Raw genomic sequence first — 18,586 nt, forward strand, 5'->3', positions numbered from 1 at the left:
ATCCATCGACCTGATCATGTCATGAAGCTAATATTTTTAGGTTCGGGTTCAGCCTTTACCGTGGGGGCTGATAACTTTCAATCTAATATGATGCTGGTAGCAGAAAATAATCGGAAACTGTTGATTGACTGTGGGAGTGATCTGCGACATTCTCTGTATCAGTTGGGATGGTCTTATCGAGATGTTACTGATATTTATATTAGCCATATTCATGCTGACCATACGGGAGGCTTGGAATATATGGGGTTTACGACTAAATTTGACCCTAATTGCTCACGCCCTAAACTTTACCTGAGCCAAGAACTGGTTGACCTGGTATGGAATAATTGTCTGGCGGGAAGTATGACTTCTATTGAAGATGATTTGGCTACATTAGAAACCTATTTTGATATTGAACCGATTTCTCCGGGGTCTGGTTTTACTTGGGAAGGGGTTGATTTTACTTTGGTTCCTACTATTCATATTCAAGACAAATATCAGGATGTTCCTAGTTATGGTCTGAGTTTCTCCGTGGGGGGAGTTGAGGTGTTTTTGACTACGGATACTAAGTATTGTCCGCAAAAATTGCAGGGTTTTTATGAAAGTGCTAATCTGATTTTTCATGATTGCAATACGGCTCCAGTTACTGGGGGTGTTCATGCTCACTATCAGGAACTTATCACCCTACCCGACAAGATTAAAAATAAAATTTGGCTGTATCACTACCCGCCAGGTTCGCTGCCTAATCCTCAACAGGATGGCTTTCAAGGGTTTATTAAACGGGGGCAAACTTTTGTTTTTGAAGATGGTAAATTTTTGGTAGAAATGCCAACTAAATAATGGGGGTAATGGGTGATAGATAATGGGTAGCACACCGCCGCCCCTGGTCTGGGGTGGATGGTGTCCATGGCCCTAGGCTTTTTTCGGCAATTGCTGAAATTCCAGAAAAGAATCGATATACTCGTTGGAAGCGTCGAATTTAACAGCATGAAACATAACCCCAACCCCACTTCGGAGTTCTCGGAGTCGGCGGAGGAAATTCCTAATCAATTTGATATCATTGTGGTGGGAAGTGGTGCGGCTGGACTCTATGCCAGTCTTTGCATTCCGCCTCATTTGCGCGTCGGTTTAGTTACTAAAGATAGCCTGGGAAGTGGCTCTAGTCCCTGGGCTCAGGGTGGCATTGCGGCGGCTATTTATCCCCCAGATACGCCAGAATTACACCTGGAGGATACTTTACAGGCGGGGGCGGGATTATGCGATCGCCAAGCTGTACAGTTTTTGGTAGACCATGCGGCGGAGGCGATCGAGTTTTTAGTGAATTTGGGTGTGGACTTTGACCGCACTGGAGAAAAATTAGCCACTACCCTAGAAGCCGCCCACTCTTATCCCAGGGTTCTCCACTCCCGCGACACTACGGGAAGGGCGATCGTTGATGTCCTCATGGCTACGGTATTGAAACGCCCTAATATTCAGGTGGTTTCTGGGGCGATCGCTTTAAGTATATGGCAAAATCCTCAAACTGGGCGTTGTCAGGGTGTTAGTGTCCTGTATCAAAGTCAAATTCGCTGGCTACAAGCTAAGGCTGTCGTATTAGCCACTGGTGGCGGCGGTCAAGTTTTCGCCAAAACTACTAACCCTGAAGTTAGCACCGGAGATGGCATTGCGATCGCATGGCGAGGGGGGGCTGCGGTCCGAGATTTAGAATTTTTCCAATTTCACCCCACAGCCTTAATGAAACCCGGCGCACCCCATTTTTTAATCAGTGAAGCTGTGCGAGGAGAAGGGGCTCATTTAATCGATCGCCAAGGGCGGCGTTTTGCCTTTGACTATCACCCAGCCGGGGAATTAGCCCCTAGAGATGTCGTGAGTCGCGCCATTTTTATGCACCTACAAAAAACCTCAGATCACCCCGCTGAGGATAATGTGTATTTGGATATGCGACCCATACCACCAGATCAAATTCGCCATCGTTTTCCGAATATTATTAACGTCTGTCAACATTGGGGCATTGATGTCTTTAATGAACCTATGCCTGTGGCTCCTGCTGCCCATTATTGGATGGGAGGTATTACCTGTGATTTAATGAATCGCACCTCTATGCCAGGGTTATATGCCATTGGAGAAACTGCCAGCACCGGAGTTCACGGCGCTAACCGTTTGGCTAGTAATTCCCTATTGGAGTGTTTGGTTTTTGCTTCTCAATTATCCAAAATTGAAATGGATTTGACTGACCATAAATATATCGATTATACACCTTCCATGATATTGGTGCAAGGTAAATCTGATTATGCTCAAGAATTAGAGAAAATGGAGGAAATTCGCCACAGTTTGGCGGCTTTGATGTGGGAAAGTGCCGGAATTTGTCGGACCCAAACCGTCCTAGAAGCAGCTATCCCCATTGTTTTAAATTGGCGCAAGGAGTTGCAAAAATTACAAATCAGTAAATATTTGCTGACCATGAATCCTCGGCAAAATATGCAGTTATTATCTCCTGAATCGGGCAAAACTTTGAAAGCGTTGGCGGAAACTTTCAACCTGTTAGATATCGGATATTTGATTCTGCGAAGTGCCACTTTTCGCAAGGAAAGCCGAGGGGGACATTACCGCCTAGATTACCCAGAAACTAGCCCAGATTGGCAAATTCATACTGTGAATCGGGTTAATCTACCGACGAAATGATTAACCAGGATTAGCCATCCCATTAGTAGGAGAGGGTTAATCCATGGCGATACTCATTTAGGAGTCGATTAATCTTGGGCGGTCACATTCTCATAAACCCCCTTATCTCGCTTGACTAGCTTGGTAAACCCCGCATTTCTGTAATCAGCATTAGAAGTGGGAATAGACAGCATGGGTGAACTCAAGAGGCGACGGACGGGTGCATCTTCTGGGGTATCCCCCACTTCACAACCCGCTAACTGACAAACCTCGCCCCAGGTTTTCACCTCCCGATTGATACTGTGCATCACCTCAATCTTGCGGTTATTGCTAGGACACAAATAATCGTAGATTGGCATAGCAGTTTTCTCAAACAGATAAAGAAGCCCTATATTCATTTTTACCATAAAAACTTAAAATTTACATAAAATTTGAACGACACGGCCCTATTGATGATAATCTATGTCGTAGCGATGAAGCCCCACCGGGGTTAGGGATGATTTACGGACTCTGGTGGGTCTCAACCCTGGTCTGGTTGTCTGAGATCTAGTTTTAAGGAGAAATTTAGATGAGTGATTTTAAGCCTACCCCGGAGACGGATTTAACCACTACTCAATTATTAGACCGATATCACATTAATGATACTAGCCTCCTCAAAACCTGGGCAACACTGCACGGATTAAATGGCAATCGTAGCACCTATTCCCCTCAAGAAATCGATTTGCTGGATCATGTTCATCATCACCTTCATAATTTGGGGATGACTATTGATGAATATCAAAATCTACTTAACCGCCGTCCTTATCGTACTAATTATCAGCCTCCACAACCTGTTAATAATTCCTCTCATTCCCCCAATTCCTCGGCGGAAACTACCCCGACATCTGATGATGAAATGGTGGATGGTGCGGCGGCTACCGTTGACCTGTTAATGGCTCAATATTCCGAGGCGATCGAATGTGTCGGAGAACGCATTGCCGAACACTTTATTGATGAATTAGATGCCTCGGTTATGCGACATTTGGCGAAAAAAGTCCAGGAACGTCAGGCGATGAAATCTGGTCAGCCTAATCGTTTTTTGCGGACTATTCAATCGGTTTTAAAGCCTAGCAATAATCCCAGGTTGACTGATGCTAAATCGGAACCCTGGGAAATGGAAAGTAATCATCGTTTGGGATAAGTTATGATTAATCAGGCTGATATCCCTAAAAACGTCGATGGGGAATTGGCACTGTAGACCATCGATTTGTCTGATTTTCTAAACGTGCTAATCTCCAGATTCTACCTTGGGCTTGTCTTTGTAGGTAAATCTGAAATCGGTTCTGCTGTTCCCGCCACCAGCGATCGCTAAATTTAACACTCAGGTTATAGGTTCCCTCAACTTTAAATCCTTGGAGGTTGTTAATCATTATTGGTTCCATATTCGAGATGGCTACCCGTGTGATTTTAAATGATTGGGGAGACCTGGCAAAATCTGATTGTAGCTTGAGTTGTTGATGGATTTCTTTAATCTGTATGGTTAGGGCTTGTTGAATTAAGGTGGGTGTTGGTGTTATTCCCACCGGAGAACATCCCCATAACGTCAATGCTAATAAAGGTATAATTACAGTGATTATAGGTAATTTCCTGGTAGGGGTAAATTTTCTAACCCACAGGCGATCGCTCATTTTAGCCCAAAATTTCTCAATACTGTTTACAGACTGGGATCTGCTCCCATCATCTTACCCTGGAAAATTGCCTAAAATTATGTTATCATATAACAGTGATCATCACCATACCATCCATAAAATGAAAACCACAACCCCTAGGCGGAAGGTCGCCAAATTAATCAACATTTTAGGGCTATTTATGGCAACAGTGGCTATATTGGTGTTTGCTGCTAGTGAACCCGGAAAAGCGAGTAACTGTTTAAATTCCAGCCATTGGGTAGCCGCCTATAATAACCGACAAGTTAATCATACACATATTTTTTGTGGGGAGCTGAATCAACGGGGGAGACTGGTAGGATTTCATTCGCGTCCTGGGGGAAGAAATCCCTCCACTGTTGCCAGATTTAACATTACCCAACCCGCCAATAGTCAGGGTATTTACGCAGGAGAATGGACTTATCAAGGGTCATCTCAAGCCACCAAATTTTCGACTATGTTTCCCGATCGCTGTACTCCCACACAGGTAATTAACTCCATTGCTCACGCCGCCGACAATAGGATATCATGTCCTTCTAACGCTCCTAATTGGGCTTGGTGTGGCTATAATAGCCCTAGCGGCGGAGATAATCGGTTTTGTCAGGCTAATGATGGCAGCCAATACGTCGTCGTTGGGGCTACTAATTCAGATGGTAAAATTAACACAGGATTTCCTTTAAGGTTGTCAAGATGAGTATGGAAACTAATTGGGACTGGTCAGAGTGGAAACAACAAAGTAACGCCCACCGCCTGGTAGTGGAATTTTTAACTTTGGATGTTCAAGATAACTGCGAATATGTTAGGCATATCTGCAATCAAATTGCGGCGTTAGAAAATGGCGAAATGGCTGATTGTATCTGTTCTGGTAATGCTTATTATGTGAGTTTGTCCCCCCAAAATGTGACCATTGAGAATTTGATTATAGATGATGAACCCATCGAAACTATCTCTCTCAATGAGTTTAAACAGGCTATTTTATGCTGGCAAGAAAAACTTGAAAGTTAGATGAAATAATGGGGGATAAACTGGCTAGTATTCTGGGTGATGGGGGTACGATCTTCTCGAATACCAATCCCGGCTGCTTCCCCACCGATAACCCAAGAACCCAGCACCGGATAACAACCTTGAAATTCTGGGAGGGGAAAGTAGGCTTGATAAATCACGGGTACATCTTGATATATCCCTGGGGTTTGATAAGTGCGATCGCCATAATAAATGCTAATATTAGCACCCTCTCGGGAGAAAATAGGTTTACTGATGTAGGGATGTCGCAGGGGGCTAGAATCGAAATAAGCAGGTAATAAATTAGGGTGATCTGGAAATAATTCCCAGAGAATTGGTAAAATCGCCTTATTGCTGAGAATCATTTTCCAGGGTGGTTCTAGCAATTGCATCGGTTCATTCAGCAGAAACTGGCTAAATTCATCATCAACTATCCACTCCCAAGGGTAGAGTTTAAACATTAACTTAATTGGCTTATATTCCCAATCACAAAAACACATCCTATGAGAATCCCAACCCACTTCATCTATATATAGATGTTTGGTTTCAAAACCTGCTTGCATCGCCAAATCTCTTAAATATTCAACAGTCCCCAAGTCTTCCTCTGTATCCCGTTCGCAGGTGAAATGTAGATACTTTCCTTGTGGGGGTGAATTTTCGTAAATTGTCTGGAATTGGGCTAGTAATTTTTCATGAATTGAGTTAAACTGATCAGCATCAGGAAAAACCTCTTCTAACCACATCCATTGTACCACACTGGCTTCTAACAAAGCCGTCGGAGTATCGGCATTATATTCCAGTAATTTGGGGGGGTTAACGCCATCATAAGCCAAGTCAAACCGACCATATAAACTCAGGTCTTCCCGCGTCCAAGACCGACAACATAGTTCAAAAAAATCTGGGTCGATTGACAGTTGCTGATAACGTTGTTCCGACACAATACAATCAACGGCTTCTAAGCAGAGTTCGTGTAGTTCCTGGGTAGCCGCTTCTATTTCGTCAATTTGTTCGCTGGTAAATTGATAACAAACCCTTTCGTTCCAATACAATCCATCTAGTTCGTAGAAATGAAATCCCACCTCGTCGCATTTGTCTTGCCAGTCAGAACGAGGTGTGATTGAAATACGCTGCATTTTTGAACTTACCATAGTCTGATTACTAGAATATGCTATCAGAGGGGGTTTGTCAAGGGGAAAATCTTAAAAAAACCTTAAATTCCTCAGCCTTGATGGTTATCGCTTTTTCAAGTAGTTATTATACCACTCAAGTAACCCACCATTGATAGAACCGACCACACCACCGACTAGCAGGAAGACGAAAAGACTCCAAAATAAGGCAGAAATTCCGGGATTTAAGATATATTGATTTTGGTCATCTTTCACCAGGAAACCTTGTTCAATATGACCGGAAACCGCCGAAGCGACAATACCTCCCGCACCCAGTCCAGCCCCGAGAATTTGGATGGTGTGTTCTAAGGAGCGATCGCATTCTGTTTGTTCAATTTCTACTAATCCGCGAATGGTGTTAATCAGTTCTGAAAACAAGTCTTGTCCGGGGATTAAATACTCTAAATCGACTTCTATTTGTTCGATAAATGTACTTCTGGCTTTGGCTTGAAACTCATGCAAAAAAGGCAAGTCATCTTCAGGTAAGGCGATATCTTCCAGTTCTTTCACACAGGTTTGATAGTTTTTTAAGTTGGTTTCAATGGTGTTTAAGTGGAGTTTAATCTCTTGAATATGGTTGAAATATTTAAAGGATAGTCGGGGTAGTTTGGTTAATTCCTGCTTTAAAATCTCTAGTTTTGGCGGGGTGGGTTCTGGTAATTCCTCAAGGATTTTGAGATGGGGGGATAATTGTTGATAGAGTTGTTTCGCCTGTTGATTACACCAACGGGACTGGCGATAAGCATAGAGGATTTTATGGCGACAACATAATAGATGAATCAAGGGTTCATAATATACCCCTTGGCTTTCTAACTGTTGAGTTTCCGGGGAATTATTCAACCAGATTAATAGATGATTGGTAGGGGTTTGATATTCAAAAATCGGACTCCCGAATAACTGACCCTCACTGGGGGGATGTTTTAATAAAAGTTCGGCTTCTGGGGTGGGAAATAATCCCCGAATACAAGCATTGAGGAAATGGCGATCGCTTTTATTTTCCGCCGCCATGGGTTCAGCCCAAAACAGGAGAGTTTGTCCCAAATCAGATTGGATAAAATCGGGATTTAAGCAATTGTGGGGATTGATAAATGTCTGCAATTCCGAGACTTTCACAACTGCTTCCGGTCGATAAAAAGTAATATCAACGGCGTAGGTATCATGAATTTGCAGCGGATACACTCCCCCCTGAATTTGAGGATAATTAGCATCCGGTTTCCCATAGAAATATAAAAAGGTATCTGGGTCAGGTTTCAACAGTGGGATATGGTCCGAGTTATTATCCGTTGACGCAAAATCAATTTTCCCGTCAGGTTTCTGGATTTGTTTAATCAAGTCTTTTAACTGAGGAGAACCCAATTTAATTCCCAATTCCCGGCATTTTTCCCACAGATGGTCTGATGTTTCAATGGGTTCATCTCCCGACTGCAAAATGTTTCGCAGTTGAAAGGCGATTAAGGTTAGCTTCGGGTTTTTCACAGTCTCTAACTGAGTATCGGCGACCATCTATTAATTATCAGTTGATGATTTCTTGGGGGGAGTTTGCTTAGTTGGCTGACTTTGCACAATGCTATTTTTTAATAACTCTTTAGTGATTCGAGGTTGGCTAGGAGTTGAAGAGAAGCTAGTAGTTCCGGCTAAACGTTGATCACTGGGTTCTGACTGCTGGCTATAAATATAGTTGTTCAATATTTGAAACTGACTATTCACAATATTATTATATTGTTCATACCACATAGATATAGCACTAGATAAGGTTTCAGTATCATCTGCTAAGGGTTCAATTAACTTAAGTAGTTCTTGACGTTTTGGGTCGGTAAACAATTGAGGCTGTTCCTGTAGGAGTTGGACAAAAGCGGCTAAGTTTTGTTCCTCAAAAGACATAGACTTATTTGAAAACGCATCATTATATCCATTGTATCAGATTTCTGGTTTGGGTGCGAATTTAGAAACCCGGTTTCTGGGACTTTGGTTAGATAGACAATGGGTAATCCCAGATGATAGAATAGGGTAGGGGGTGTCTCAACCATTAAAATTAGCTTTGCGAACCCCTAAAAATCCCCATTTATATAGTGCTTTGAGGAAAACAACATGACCGACTTAAAAGAAATCACTATTAAAGTTCCGATTGATATCGCCGAATATTATCGCCATGCTGACCAACTCGAAAAGCTACAGATAGAGACGAAGATTGCTTTTGTGCTAAAAAATCAATTGCTTTCCAGGACATCAGCGACAAACAAGCTGCGTCAAACCATGACAGAAATCGGAAAAAAAGCAGTTGATAACGGATTGACTCCCGAAATTTTAGCCAGTATTTTAAATGACATCGAATTTAGAAACCCGGTTTCTCAAAGAAACCGGGTTTCTGTAACTTTCCCCACCGCACAAAATGCCCCCCAGTAGTAGGGAGAAGCAAAGGGTTGATCATCTTTTATCTGTTGTAAAGACATCCTTAACTTCATTTTGTGGGCGGGTTTTATCCAATTTAATAAATCGGATTTCGTGACATTCCTTAACCATTTTTGGGCAGAATTTAAAGCGATCGCTACATTATATCCATCCCTTAATAATTCATAAAACCGAATCATTAATAACGCCGTGGAAATATCACTAACCGCCCAAAGGGAACTCACCACATTAGTCGAACCCGCCACCAAAAAGCCACTGGGTAAGCCGATATATTCATCACTGTTGGAGAGAATATCAATCAACCCCGTCTCGCAGGCGGAAAGCGTCACCAACCGACAGCAACCCAAATCGAAAGTAAACACATCCCCCAACGTTAAACATTGACTTAAATCAACAGTTTTGTTATCATTAACAGGTAGGTGGCAGTTGCGGTCAATCGGCGAGGGAGGCGGTTCTAGGTAGCAGTTGGCGAGTAATAAAGCGGACAGTAGGGGATTGGCAAAATTAAAATAACCGTGGCAGGAAAAATGGTGACAATGGGCTGATTTTAGTTTCCTTTGGTGTGCAGAATTTAACTCGGTTTTGGTCGCCTTTTTGTGAGCTAAAATAGTCTGGGGTTGAAAATCGCTGGAAATGGTCTGAACTTCTAAGTTGGTAAACTCCAAATCTTCGGTGGGGTTTTGGATGGCAAAAAGTTCCGAAAAATTCGGGCGATCGCGATTATTTGCGGTTTGCAGAAGTTGACAACTGGGTGCATAACTAACCCCGCCGGAAAATCGATCCATTAAATAGGTGATATTTCCCCCGGATACCGAGAGGGGGATAGCGTGAAGGGGGAATAAATGCAGGAAGCGGTTAGGAATTAAAACCAGGCGATCGCATTTGTTAGCCGTCTTCTGGATAGTCGCGAGCAGTTCATGAATATGGAGAATTTCCCCCAGTTTTTGCAGGCGGGAAATCAGGCTATTTTGCCAATTTTGACTCGTGCGGTTTTGATAAGCATTTAAGTAGTCATTAGCCCACTGGATTAATTGCTGATAATCTGCTGGACTAGACTGCCAGAGTGTCACCCTTTCCCCGTCGGTTGCGGTGGGTTTTGTCGGGGGTGTGACGATAAACACCAAAAAGCGATCGCTCAAAATATACCATTCTAAAATCGCGGTATTTTCCCCTGTTAACGCTTGAATTTCTGCAAAAGGCATAGGCTGAACCTTTTGGGTGCGGCGGAATTCCGGGTCAATGGGGGTAATATCAAGGTTAATCAGGCGATCTAGTTGTTCCTGAAGTTGGTAGAGGCGGCTGCGGTCTGGCGGTGAAGTTGGCGCGGTGGTGACATTAGCGCCGCGTTCTCCCATTGTTGTGCCGCCAAAGTTGTCGCGGTTGCGTTCTTCAATTTCCAGGCGACGTTGTTCGGTTTCGATATCTCCACGCAGGCGGGTGAGTTCATCGAGGACGGTTTGGGGAATATCGCCTTTGGGGTAAAGGTCACGGGTTGCCATGAGTTCAACCAGGTTACAGGTTTTGCTGCGTTCCACATATTCAATGGCGGCGGTATAGTTTTTCAGTTCGATGCAAACTTCGACCATGTGTTGATAAAGCGTCTGCCATTCTTCGGCTAATTTCTGTTTATCTGCATCTCCCCCTTTAACAATTTCTGTCCGGATATCTTCGACGGTTTCAATGGCATTATCAAAGGTATCATAAGCGAGTTGCCATTGTTTTAATTCTTGATAAGCAACCCCTAAATTAAATGATGTTGTTAGATAATCGTAAGGAAAAGCTTGGCGGGTTCTCACTTCTAAAGCGTCTTGATAGTAAGCGATCGCCTTTTCAATATTCTCGGCACGCTGACCTAACGGGAATTTTGCTATTAAATCGCCAAATATCACAATAATAATCCCACGCTTCCTGAATATGGCGATTATTTTCAAATCTAAGTATAGCATCACTATAGCTAAGTGTCAACCCCAGAGAAACCCGGTTTCTTCGAGAACCGGGTTTCTTTATCCGCCATTAAATCATCAACAGTCACTGGTTGAGTTTTACCCTGTTTATATTCAGCATGAGCCTCAACAATACTCTCAGCAATTTCTTTCCGCCTTTTTTCGGATAATCGTTTTTGCAGAATTTCAATTAAAAAATCTTGCTCGGACTCCGACAGAGACTCTGCTAGTTCCAAAACTTGATGAAAATTAGCTGGTGGCATAATCCTCTGATGTGGTAAGTATTAACAGTTAGTGATTAGATACCAAGAAGCACTCATAAACCCAGTTTTCGAGAACCGGGTTTTTTTTACTAAGAAGAAGAATCACGGCGAGTCAAAGCATCTAAGAGGTTGCGGTGATATTCTGGGACTGTATCAGTTGGCGTGGGTTGACTGGTTTCAGGAGTCGGGGGAGTTGGAGTAGTGTTTTGGGTTGCAGGTGCTGGTGTAGGCTGTTGTTTATAAGCCGGACGACCATAACCCATAATCCCCCCAGGACGACGTTGGCGACGCATGACTGCTCCGCCATTAGATTCATTACCAACCGCTGTGTTACCCTCAATACTGGTGACACTACCATCAGAATGAATAGTTTCTACAATTCCCACATGATCAGAGATGCCGTCCCCCTGCCAACAGTAAAATACCACATCCCCAACCTGTGGCTGAGAAAACCATCGGCCCTGTCTCTGAAACCAATGTACCCCATCTTGACAATAGGCAAATCCTTTGGAGGTGCGAATTGGTAGGGTCAGACCCGCGCGATCGAAGCAGTAGGACACGAAAATCGCGCACCAAGGCACATGATTCATACCATACCACTGACCATATTTATTTTGATTACTGTGTGGGGGTGATTCAGTGTAGCCTATTTCCGCCACAGCCACTCGCAGAACATCATTTGCTGTCGTCATGGTAGAATTTTCCTTTACTATTTATCTTAGTTATATCTCAATTATCAAATCATTAGTTTAGTTTTTGGTCTCCAATTAGCACAGTTTCTCAACTGTCCTGATACCCAGAACCCCTGGCACTACTAAAAATCTCCGCTGCCACCATCATTTTACAACAGTATTGATCTAGATCACTGTCTTAGTCCACTCAAATCACTCTCCGAATTGATCAAATTCACCAACCTTTAGCCATAATATCACAGAAATTGTCTGTCATCTGCCGCATAATGGAAACCATAACAGGGAGCCGGGAATCAGGAGTTAAAAGGACTCTACCCTTAGCGTCAGTGGTCTGTTTAATAACTGTCCTGGTAACTGCTATATCAAAGCACCAAATCTGGGGAGACAGTATCATGAAAGCTAATGGTTCCAAAAAGTCGTTTTTTATTAATCTCAAAGGTGCGGATCTGACTAATGCTAATTTGGCGGGTATTAATTTGGGTAAGGCAGATTTAGAACACGCTATTTTTGAGGGTGCTAATCTGCAAGATGCTGATTTTAGTCAGGTTCGCAATTTGCGAGTTTCCCAAATTAAACAGGCTGTAAATTGGCAATCTGCTCGTTATCATCAATCTCTTCAACAAGAATTAGGTATCGCCAACTATTGAAAGAAGCAAATCGGGACGCAACGACTGAAATAGTGTTGCGTCCACAGTTAGTCTGAGATAAATTATGATTTAATGATATGGGATAGACTCAATCTGGCTAGTTAAATTAACTTGTTGACCAAAATTTCAACAATTGGTCATCCCGCAACTGCGATCGCCTATTTAAACTTAGAGGGAATTTCGATACAATAATCATCATAGTAATTTATGGCGATCGCATATTTTATGACCTCAAATGTCAAACCCCCATCTAGTCCCGACCCAGAATTAGAAATCACCGAAGAAGACGAAGAACAATCAGAGTTAGACTATTTTTTTGACGAACCCGGAACCCTCCCCGGAACCCTAGACCTGAAAAGTGATGCAGTTCCTCCTCAACTGGTAGTCATTGAGTACAACCAGACTACTGCTATGCGTACTATCATCAACAGTCCCTCAGAATATACTCGTTATCATGATTCTGAATGTATATCCTGGTTAGATATACAAGGTTTAGGAAACTTAGAAACCTGGCGACAGATGACCGAAATTTTTAACCTTCATCCCATTGCTTTAGAAGATGTGGTGAATGTTCCTCAGCGTCCGAAAGTTGTTTATTATGACAATCCCGATCATGTAGTAATTATCGCTTGGATGGTCATGTTAAGTCCCCGGTCTCAAAAATTACATAAAGAACAGGTTAGTATTATTTTAGGGGAACATTATGTAATCACAGTTCAAGAAAAGCCTAAATATGACTGTTTAGAACCTGTCAGAAATCGGATTCGCCAAAATCAAGGTAATATTACCAAATATGGCACGGACTATCTGGCTTATGCTATTTTAGACGCGATTATTGATGAATTTTTCCCGGTCTTAGAAGTCTATAGCGATATGCTAGAAGATTTAGAGGATGAGGTTTTGTTTCAGCCACAATCCAAAACCATGCAGAATATCTATAAAACGAAACGGGATCTGATTGTTTTACGTCGCGCGATCTGGTATCAGCGAGAATCCTTAAATATCCTGATTCGCGACAAAAATAAATTGGTCAGCAAAAAAGTGCGAGTTTATCTGAGAGACTGTTATGATAATACAGTCAATATTCGCGATATGCTGGAGACTTACCGGGAGTTAGCCTCAGATCTGATTAGTATTTACCTGTCGTCTATGGGAAACCGCATGAATGAAATCATGAAAGTTTTAACGGTCATCTCGACAATTTTTATTCCCCTAACCTTTGTTGTCGGTGTCTATGGAATGAACTTTGACCCGGAAACCTCCCCCTGGAATATGCCAGAATTAAAATCCTATTATGGTTATCCAATATCCCTAGCATTAATGGCAATTATGGCGGGTAGTTTAATTTACTTTTTTTGGAAACGAGGTTGGTTTAATGATTTCTCCCAATTTGACCGCGACCATTAGTGAAAATCTGGGTAATTCCGCAAATAGCCACTATTTGACTGTTTTTTGTTCACCTTCACAGCTAACTTACTATGAAAACTGAACAGATAATTGCTGGACGCTATCGAATCATCAAATGCTTAGGAGAAGGGGGATTTAGTACCACATACTTAGCCATAGATCAGCAAAATTCGGCTAATTCTCCCTGTGTGGTTAAACACTTCTCCCCCCAATGGAAAGGTCGGGAAAGTCTCGCCAAAGCCTCGGAACTATTTGAACTAGAAGCCACCCGTTTAGAAAATCTCGGTAAACATCCACAAATCGCCCAAATTTTTAATTACTTTAAAGTTGACAATAGCCAGTATTTGGTGCTAGAATATATTGAGGGTGATAATTTATCGGAAATCCTCGCCAAGAGGGGAGTATTTAACGAGTCTCAAATTCGCTACCTACTGGCTAACTTATTGCCAGTGCTAGAATTTGTACATTCCGAGAATATTATCCACCGAGACATCAAACCAGAGAATATTATCCGTTCTGCTAACGGACAATTGGTGCTGGTAGACTTTGGCGCAGCTAAAGAGGCGATCGGTAGTGCTTTACTACGCACAGGAACTATAATTGGCACACCGGAATATATTGCTCCGGAACAACTAAGAGGAAAAGCCTCGTTTGCTAGTGATTTATATAGTCTAGGTGTCACTTGTATACATCTACTCACGCAAATGTCACCGTTCGACTTATTTGATACTGGAGAATTTTGCTGGGTGTGGCATCATTATTTAGTGAATAATCCCATCAGTGATGAACTGACAAAAATTCTGAATCGGCTGATTGAAGATGCGACTAATAACCGCTATCAATCAGCGTCAGAAGTTCTGCAAGATCTAAATGCTCGTAGTAACCAACTTAGCGTAATTACGCAACCAGTTAGCTTCCCCTCGGCTAAAAATAGTGTGGGTTGGAAACGTCCCCAAACTTTGAGCGACTATTGGAGTTCTGTATCTTGTGTCGCCTTTAGTCCCGATGGTAATATTTTGGCGGGAGGTAGTTTCGATCGCACTATTCGACTATGGCGACCACAGACGGGAGAATTTATGATATCTTTACTAGGATCTTCTCAACCCATTCTGGCGATCGCCTTTAGTCCAGATGGAAAACTCTTAGCGGGGGGTAGTGGTGACGGTCAGATTCATCTATGGAACCTAGAAAACAGCGAAGAAGTGATCGCCATTGCGGCTCATGAAACCGACCGAGTTTCCATGTCTATCACCTTTAGTCCCAAAGGCGATATTATTGCCAGTGGTAGTGACGATGGAACCGTGAAAATCTGGAAACTTTCCACCTGTCAACTATGCCACACCTTACAACATTCGCGGGGGATTAATGGCATTGCCATTTCAGCCAATGGGGAACTGTTAGCAGCAGCCAGTAGCGATAATTCTATCCACCTATGGGAGGTAAATAGTACCGAACACCTAGGGCAACTTTTAGGACATGAGCGGGACATTAATGCGATCGCTTTTAGTCCCAATAGTCAAATCCTCGCCTCAGCCAGTAGTGACAACACCATCAAACTATGGGATATGGAAACTCAGCAACTCCTAAAAACCTTAACCGGACACGAAGACTGGGTGAGAACTGTTGCATTTATTCGCTCTCCCGACCAAGACCGAAAATCACTGCTAGTCAGTGGTAGTGCCGATCGCACCATCAAAATTTGGGATCTCGACCAAGGAAAAGCCATTGATACCCTAGTAGGACACACCAAAGATATTAATGCGATCGCCATCAGTCCCAATCATCGCACCATCGCCAGTGGTAGTAGTGACAACACCATCAAAATTTGGCGACGGGAATAGTTTTTACAAACCCAATAGCCATCAAACCCCAAATTCCATCAACCATGAATTTACCCACATTAATCACCACCTCCCGTCTCTTAGGGATTCCCTTTATCTTGTGGACTTTAGAGCAACCGACCCCAGAAAATCGCTGGCTCTGTCTAGGTATTTTTATCATCGTCGCCGCCACCGATTGGCTAGATGGCTACCTAGCCAGAAAACTGAACCAAGTCACAGACCTAGGAAAAATCCTCGATCCTCTCGTAGATAAATTACTGGTATTAGCTCCCCTGTTAGCACTGGTAGAAATCGGCGAAATTCCCGCCTGGGGAGTGTTTCTGATTTTGGGGAGAGAATTAGCGATCGCTGGGTGGCGAGTTAATCAAACCCAAATTTCCGGAGCCAACCTGCTAGGAAAAATCAAGACCGTTGTGCAAATAGTCGCCATTGCTTTATTAATTGCTCCCCTTTCCCCCATTTGGGAAACAATTGCGATCGGCATATTTTGGCTCGCCGTAGCCATCACCTTAATTTCCGGTCTAATTTATATTTTACCCCCCATACCCAGCCAACAAACCCCCCCAAATCATTCTAGCTAATTTCAGTAAAACCGGAACTTTTCCCAGTGAACTTTCACCACCCGAACAGCCTAACAAATTCACAAGTTCTGTTAAAATACTTATAGACACCTGCTCTCAGGTGTGCATTCCCCTAGAAGCAGGGTGTAGGGTGTTAGGTATAGGGGGGTCAATACACCAATAATAACTTGATCTTAATAATTTTCTGCTTTTATCTTTAGGTGTTCTCGTGAGTTTATCTATGGTTTTTCTCCCCAATTGTTGTGCCAAAATTAACGCCGTAACTACCAATTTGGATAACTTGATAACTAGGTTTATCATAGGTGATTTACATGGGAAAGTTTCAGGGTAAACGAGTTTCGCTAGTCCAAAAACTCACTATAGCCATGACCCGGTTAGTCATCATAGTAGTAACCAGCGTCACTTGGCTTTCCCTTCAGCTTCAGCAACACAGTTTTAAACAAGAACTAGAACAACAGGCTAATATATTACTAGAAACCATCTCCATTGCGTCCGCTGAACCTTTGGAAGTTTCTGATGTTCAGTTTCTCACCCGACTAATGGAGCAACTAGGAACTGCTCAAATTTTAGTTTCCGGTCATATCTATCAAGCCGAAGGTAGGGTAATTGCAGATGTCTATAACTCGGAGATTTTTACCAATGATATCGACCTGAAACCTGGGGTTGTGGAGTTACTGAAAACCTCAGAAACCCTGTTGAATTGGCAGTATGACAATCAACAACTATTGGGAGTAAAAGCCGTTACCTTCAACGGTAAAATCGTGGGTGCTGTCAGTGTCGGACTCTCGACGCAACCCTTAGAAAATAAAATGGCAACCGTCCGCAATCAGGGTTTAATTATTGCTATGATTGCCGCCATTGCTGGAGCTTGTCTCGCCTCGATAATTAGCCGTTCAATTACTGAACCCCTTAAACAAATGACCGCCGCCACCAAAGAATTAGCCGCCGGAGATTTAGAGTTAAAAATCGACTTACAAAGCCAAGATGAACTTCAGGTTTTAGCGGATTCTTTTAACAAAATGACTAAACAATTGCGAGATTTAGTCGAAAGCAAGGAACAACTAATCACCAGCTTAGAACTACGAGCGGAAGCACTCCGAAAAAGTGAGGTTAAAAACAGAGCATTGCTTAATGCTATCCCCGATTTAATGCTAAGATTTAATCAAGAGGGTCTGGTTTTAGACTTTCAAGCATCTAGGCGAATTAATTAAGTCAATTTTGGATTATCTACACCAGAGTATTTATGATTTATTGCCGAATAATTTGGCTAATCTTTATCTAAAAAATGTCAATAAAGCTCTAATTACTCAGGAAGTACAAGTATTTGAATATGAATGGTTTTTTGATGAAAAACGCCATCATTTTGAAGCCAGAATTGTCGTGAGTGGAGAAAGTGAAGTTTTGGCAATCATCCGTGATATTACCCAAAGTAAATTAGCTCAAATTGAATTACAACGAGCTAAAGATGCTGCCGAAAGCGCCAACCATGCTCAAAGTGAATTTCTAGCCAGCATGAGTCATGAACTGCGTACACCGTTAAATGCCATTATTGGTTATAGCGAACTTTTGCGAGAAGATGCTGTGGATTTTGGCTATACAGATTTTATTCCCGACCTGGATCAAATTCGAGCATCAGGACTGCATCTGTTAACTATTATTCAAGATATTTTAGATATTTCCAAATTAGAATCAGGGATGATGACGGTTTGCTTAGAAAACTTTAATATTGCCACCTTAATCAAAGAAATCGAAGCACTGGTGCAGCCATTATTCCCCAAAAATCATAACCAACTTAAAGTCAACTGTACCCCTGATGTTGAGGGAATGTATGCCGATCGCATCAAAGTCAAACAAGTATTGCTTAACCTTCTGAGTAACGCCGCCAAATTCACAGAAAATGGCTTGGTCAACTTAAATGTGATTTATATAGGTCAGCTTGACACCAAAATCTCGGCCTACCTGCGGGAAAATTTAGCCTCATCAGTCTTAGTGAATGACGAACACCAATTACAAGGTGGGGTGGCTTTTGAGGTCATCGATACGGGAATTGGCTTGACCACAGAACAGATGACCAAAATCTTTGAACCCTTCGAGCGAGCGGATAACTCCACCACCCGCCGCTACGAAGGAACCGGGTTAGGACTATCAATCAGCAAAAGATTTTGTGAGTTAATGGGAGGAGCCATCACCGTGGCCAGTGAAATCGGCGAAGGGTCAACCTTTACGGCATATTTCCCCCTAGTTATGGGTGAAAACACATTTACGGGAATGTGACACCCCAAGAAATCAGGCGATCGCTTCCCAATCGCC

Annotated in this window: 20 protein-coding genes; 12 read left to right on the forward strand and 8 right to left on the reverse strand. The window is 42.7% G+C overall.

The window, feature by feature from the left end:
* Positions 1-21 precede the first annotated feature (21 nt).
* Together HFV01_RS29230 and nadB are read left to right on the forward strand one after the other, a co-directional pair.
* Entirely contained in the window at positions 22-819 is a 798-nt protein-coding gene (locus HFV01_RS29230; RefSeq protein WP_006622814.1) for an MBL fold metallo-hydrolase, read from the forward strand.
* 66 nt (positions 820-885) lie between these two features.
* Positions 886-2,661, forward strand: a complete 1,776-nt coding sequence (gene nadB, locus HFV01_RS29235; protein WP_193520677.1) for an L-aspartate oxidase — start codon at positions 886-888, stop codon at positions 2,659-2,661.
* Positions 2,662-2,729: 68 nt separating this feature from the next.
* On the opposite strand, the gene HFV01_RS29240 is transcribed toward nadB, so the two are convergent.
* Positions 2,730-2,999 (reverse strand): FmdB family zinc ribbon protein, encoded by a 270-nt coding sequence (locus tag HFV01_RS29240; RefSeq protein ID WP_008056081.1) that lies wholly within the window; start codon positions 2,997-2,999, stop codon positions 2,730-2,732.
* A 209-nt stretch (positions 3,000-3,208) separates the two neighbouring features.
* On the opposite strand from HFV01_RS29240, the gene HFV01_RS29245 reads away from it, so the two are divergent.
* Positions 3,209-3,820: a hypothetical protein gene (locus HFV01_RS29245; RefSeq protein ID WP_006622817.1), complete on the forward strand. Its 612-nt coding sequence runs from the start codon at positions 3,209-3,211 to the stop codon at positions 3,818-3,820.
* Between the two features lie 25 nt (positions 3,821-3,845).
* On the opposite strand, the gene HFV01_RS29250 is transcribed toward HFV01_RS29245, so the two are convergent.
* Entirely contained in the window at positions 3,846-4,307 is a 462-nt protein-coding gene (locus HFV01_RS29250) for a hypothetical protein (protein WP_006668929.1), read from the reverse strand.
* A gap of 121 nt (positions 4,308-4,428) precedes the next feature.
* On the opposite strand from HFV01_RS29250, the gene HFV01_RS29255 reads away from it, so the two are divergent.
* Both HFV01_RS29255 and HFV01_RS29260 read left to right on the forward strand, forming a co-directional pair.
* Positions 4,429-5,019 carry an EndoU domain-containing protein gene (locus HFV01_RS29255; protein ID WP_039932726.1) on the forward strand — a complete coding sequence of 197 codons (591 nt, stop codon included), beginning with the start codon at positions 4,429-4,431 and terminating at the stop codon, positions 5,017-5,019.
* On the forward strand, positions 5,016-5,330 hold the full coding sequence (locus tag HFV01_RS29260) for a hypothetical protein (RefSeq protein ID WP_006622820.1): 315 nt from the start codon (positions 5,016-5,018) through the stop codon (positions 5,328-5,330). The genes HFV01_RS29255 and HFV01_RS29260 overlap by 4 nt, the downstream gene beginning before the upstream one ends.
* Here HFV01_RS29260 and HFV01_RS29265 read toward each other — a convergent pair.
* From HFV01_RS29265 to HFV01_RS29275, 3 genes are all read right to left on the reverse strand, one after another.
* Positions 5,327-6,460 carry a glutathionylspermidine synthase family protein gene (locus tag HFV01_RS29265; protein ID WP_006668926.1) on the reverse strand — a complete coding sequence of 378 codons (1,134 nt, stop codon included), beginning with the start codon at positions 6,458-6,460 and terminating at the stop codon, positions 5,327-5,329. The genes HFV01_RS29260 and HFV01_RS29265 overlap by 4 nt on opposite strands.
* A gap of 99 nt (positions 6,461-6,559) precedes the next feature.
* On the reverse strand, positions 6,560-7,996 hold the full coding sequence (locus HFV01_RS29270) for a hypothetical protein (RefSeq protein WP_193520678.1): 1,437 nt from the start codon (positions 7,994-7,996) through the stop codon (positions 6,560-6,562).
* Between the two features lie 3 nt (positions 7,997-7,999).
* Complete coding sequence (locus tag HFV01_RS29275; protein ID WP_006622824.1) at positions 8,000-8,374, reverse strand: hypothetical protein; 375 nt, start codon at positions 8,372-8,374, stop codon at positions 8,000-8,002.
* A 207-nt stretch (positions 8,375-8,581) separates the two neighbouring features.
* On the opposite strand from HFV01_RS29275, the gene HFV01_RS29280 reads away from it, so the two are divergent.
* Positions 8,582-8,896, forward strand: coding sequence for a hypothetical protein (locus HFV01_RS29280; protein ID WP_006622825.1), 315 nt, complete (start codon positions 8,582-8,584; stop codon positions 8,894-8,896).
* Here HFV01_RS29280 and HFV01_RS29285 read toward each other — a convergent pair.
* The 3 genes from HFV01_RS29285 to HFV01_RS29295 all read right to left on the reverse strand — a co-directional run bounded on the left by HFV01_RS29285 (position 8,842) and on the right by HFV01_RS29295 (position 11,800).
* Positions 8,842-10,848 carry a CHAT domain-containing protein gene (locus HFV01_RS29285; RefSeq protein WP_193520679.1) on the reverse strand — a complete coding sequence of 669 codons (2,007 nt, stop codon included), beginning with the start codon at positions 10,846-10,848 and terminating at the stop codon, positions 8,842-8,844. The genes HFV01_RS29280 and HFV01_RS29285 overlap by 55 nt on opposite strands.
* 8 nt (positions 10,849-10,856) lie before the next feature.
* Positions 10,857-11,108 carry a hypothetical protein gene (locus tag HFV01_RS29290; protein WP_006622828.1) on the reverse strand — a complete coding sequence of 84 codons (252 nt, stop codon included), beginning with the start codon at positions 11,106-11,108 and terminating at the stop codon, positions 10,857-10,859.
* 89 nt (positions 11,109-11,197) lie between these two features.
* Positions 11,198-11,800, reverse strand: coding sequence for a CHAP domain-containing protein (locus HFV01_RS29295; protein WP_006622829.1), 603 nt, complete (start codon positions 11,798-11,800; stop codon positions 11,198-11,200).
* A gap of 392 nt (positions 11,801-12,192) precedes the next feature.
* Between HFV01_RS29295 and HFV01_RS29300 the strand changes: the two genes are divergently transcribed.
* The 6 genes from HFV01_RS29300 (at position 12,193) to HFV01_RS29325 (ending at position 18,550) form a co-directional block, all read left to right on the forward strand.
* Positions 12,193-12,447 (forward strand): pentapeptide repeat-containing protein, encoded by a 255-nt coding sequence (locus tag HFV01_RS29300; protein WP_006668922.1) that lies wholly within the window; start codon positions 12,193-12,195, stop codon positions 12,445-12,447.
* 207 nt (positions 12,448-12,654) lie between these two features.
* Complete coding sequence (gene corA, locus HFV01_RS29305) at positions 12,655-13,854, forward strand: magnesium/cobalt transporter CorA (protein WP_006622831.1); 1,200 nt, start codon at positions 12,655-12,657, stop codon at positions 13,852-13,854.
* A 71-nt stretch (positions 13,855-13,925) separates the two neighbouring features.
* Positions 13,926-15,695 (forward strand): serine/threonine-protein kinase, encoded by a 1,770-nt coding sequence (locus tag HFV01_RS29310; protein ID WP_006622832.1) that lies wholly within the window; start codon positions 13,926-13,928, stop codon positions 15,693-15,695.
* A 44-nt stretch (positions 15,696-15,739) separates the two neighbouring features.
* Positions 15,740-16,276, forward strand: a complete 537-nt coding sequence (pgsA, locus tag HFV01_RS29315; protein WP_006622833.1) for a CDP-diacylglycerol--glycerol-3-phosphate 3-phosphatidyltransferase — start codon at positions 15,740-15,742, stop codon at positions 16,274-16,276.
* 311 nt (positions 16,277-16,587) lie between these two features.
* Positions 16,588-17,487, forward strand: coding sequence for a HAMP domain-containing protein (locus HFV01_RS29320; RefSeq protein ID WP_006668921.1), 900 nt, complete (start codon positions 16,588-16,590; stop codon positions 17,485-17,487).
* Between the two features lie 7 nt (positions 17,488-17,494).
* Positions 17,495-18,550 (forward strand): sensor histidine kinase, encoded by a 1,056-nt coding sequence (locus tag HFV01_RS29325; RefSeq protein WP_006668920.1) that lies wholly within the window; start codon positions 17,495-17,497, stop codon positions 18,548-18,550.
* The last annotated feature ends 36 nt before the right edge of the window (positions 18,551-18,586 follow it).

This window comes from Limnospira fusiformis SAG 85.79 (assembly GCF_012516315.1).
Classification (GTDB): domain Bacteria; phylum Cyanobacteriota; class Cyanobacteriia; order Cyanobacteriales; family Microcoleaceae; genus Limnospira; species Limnospira fusiformis.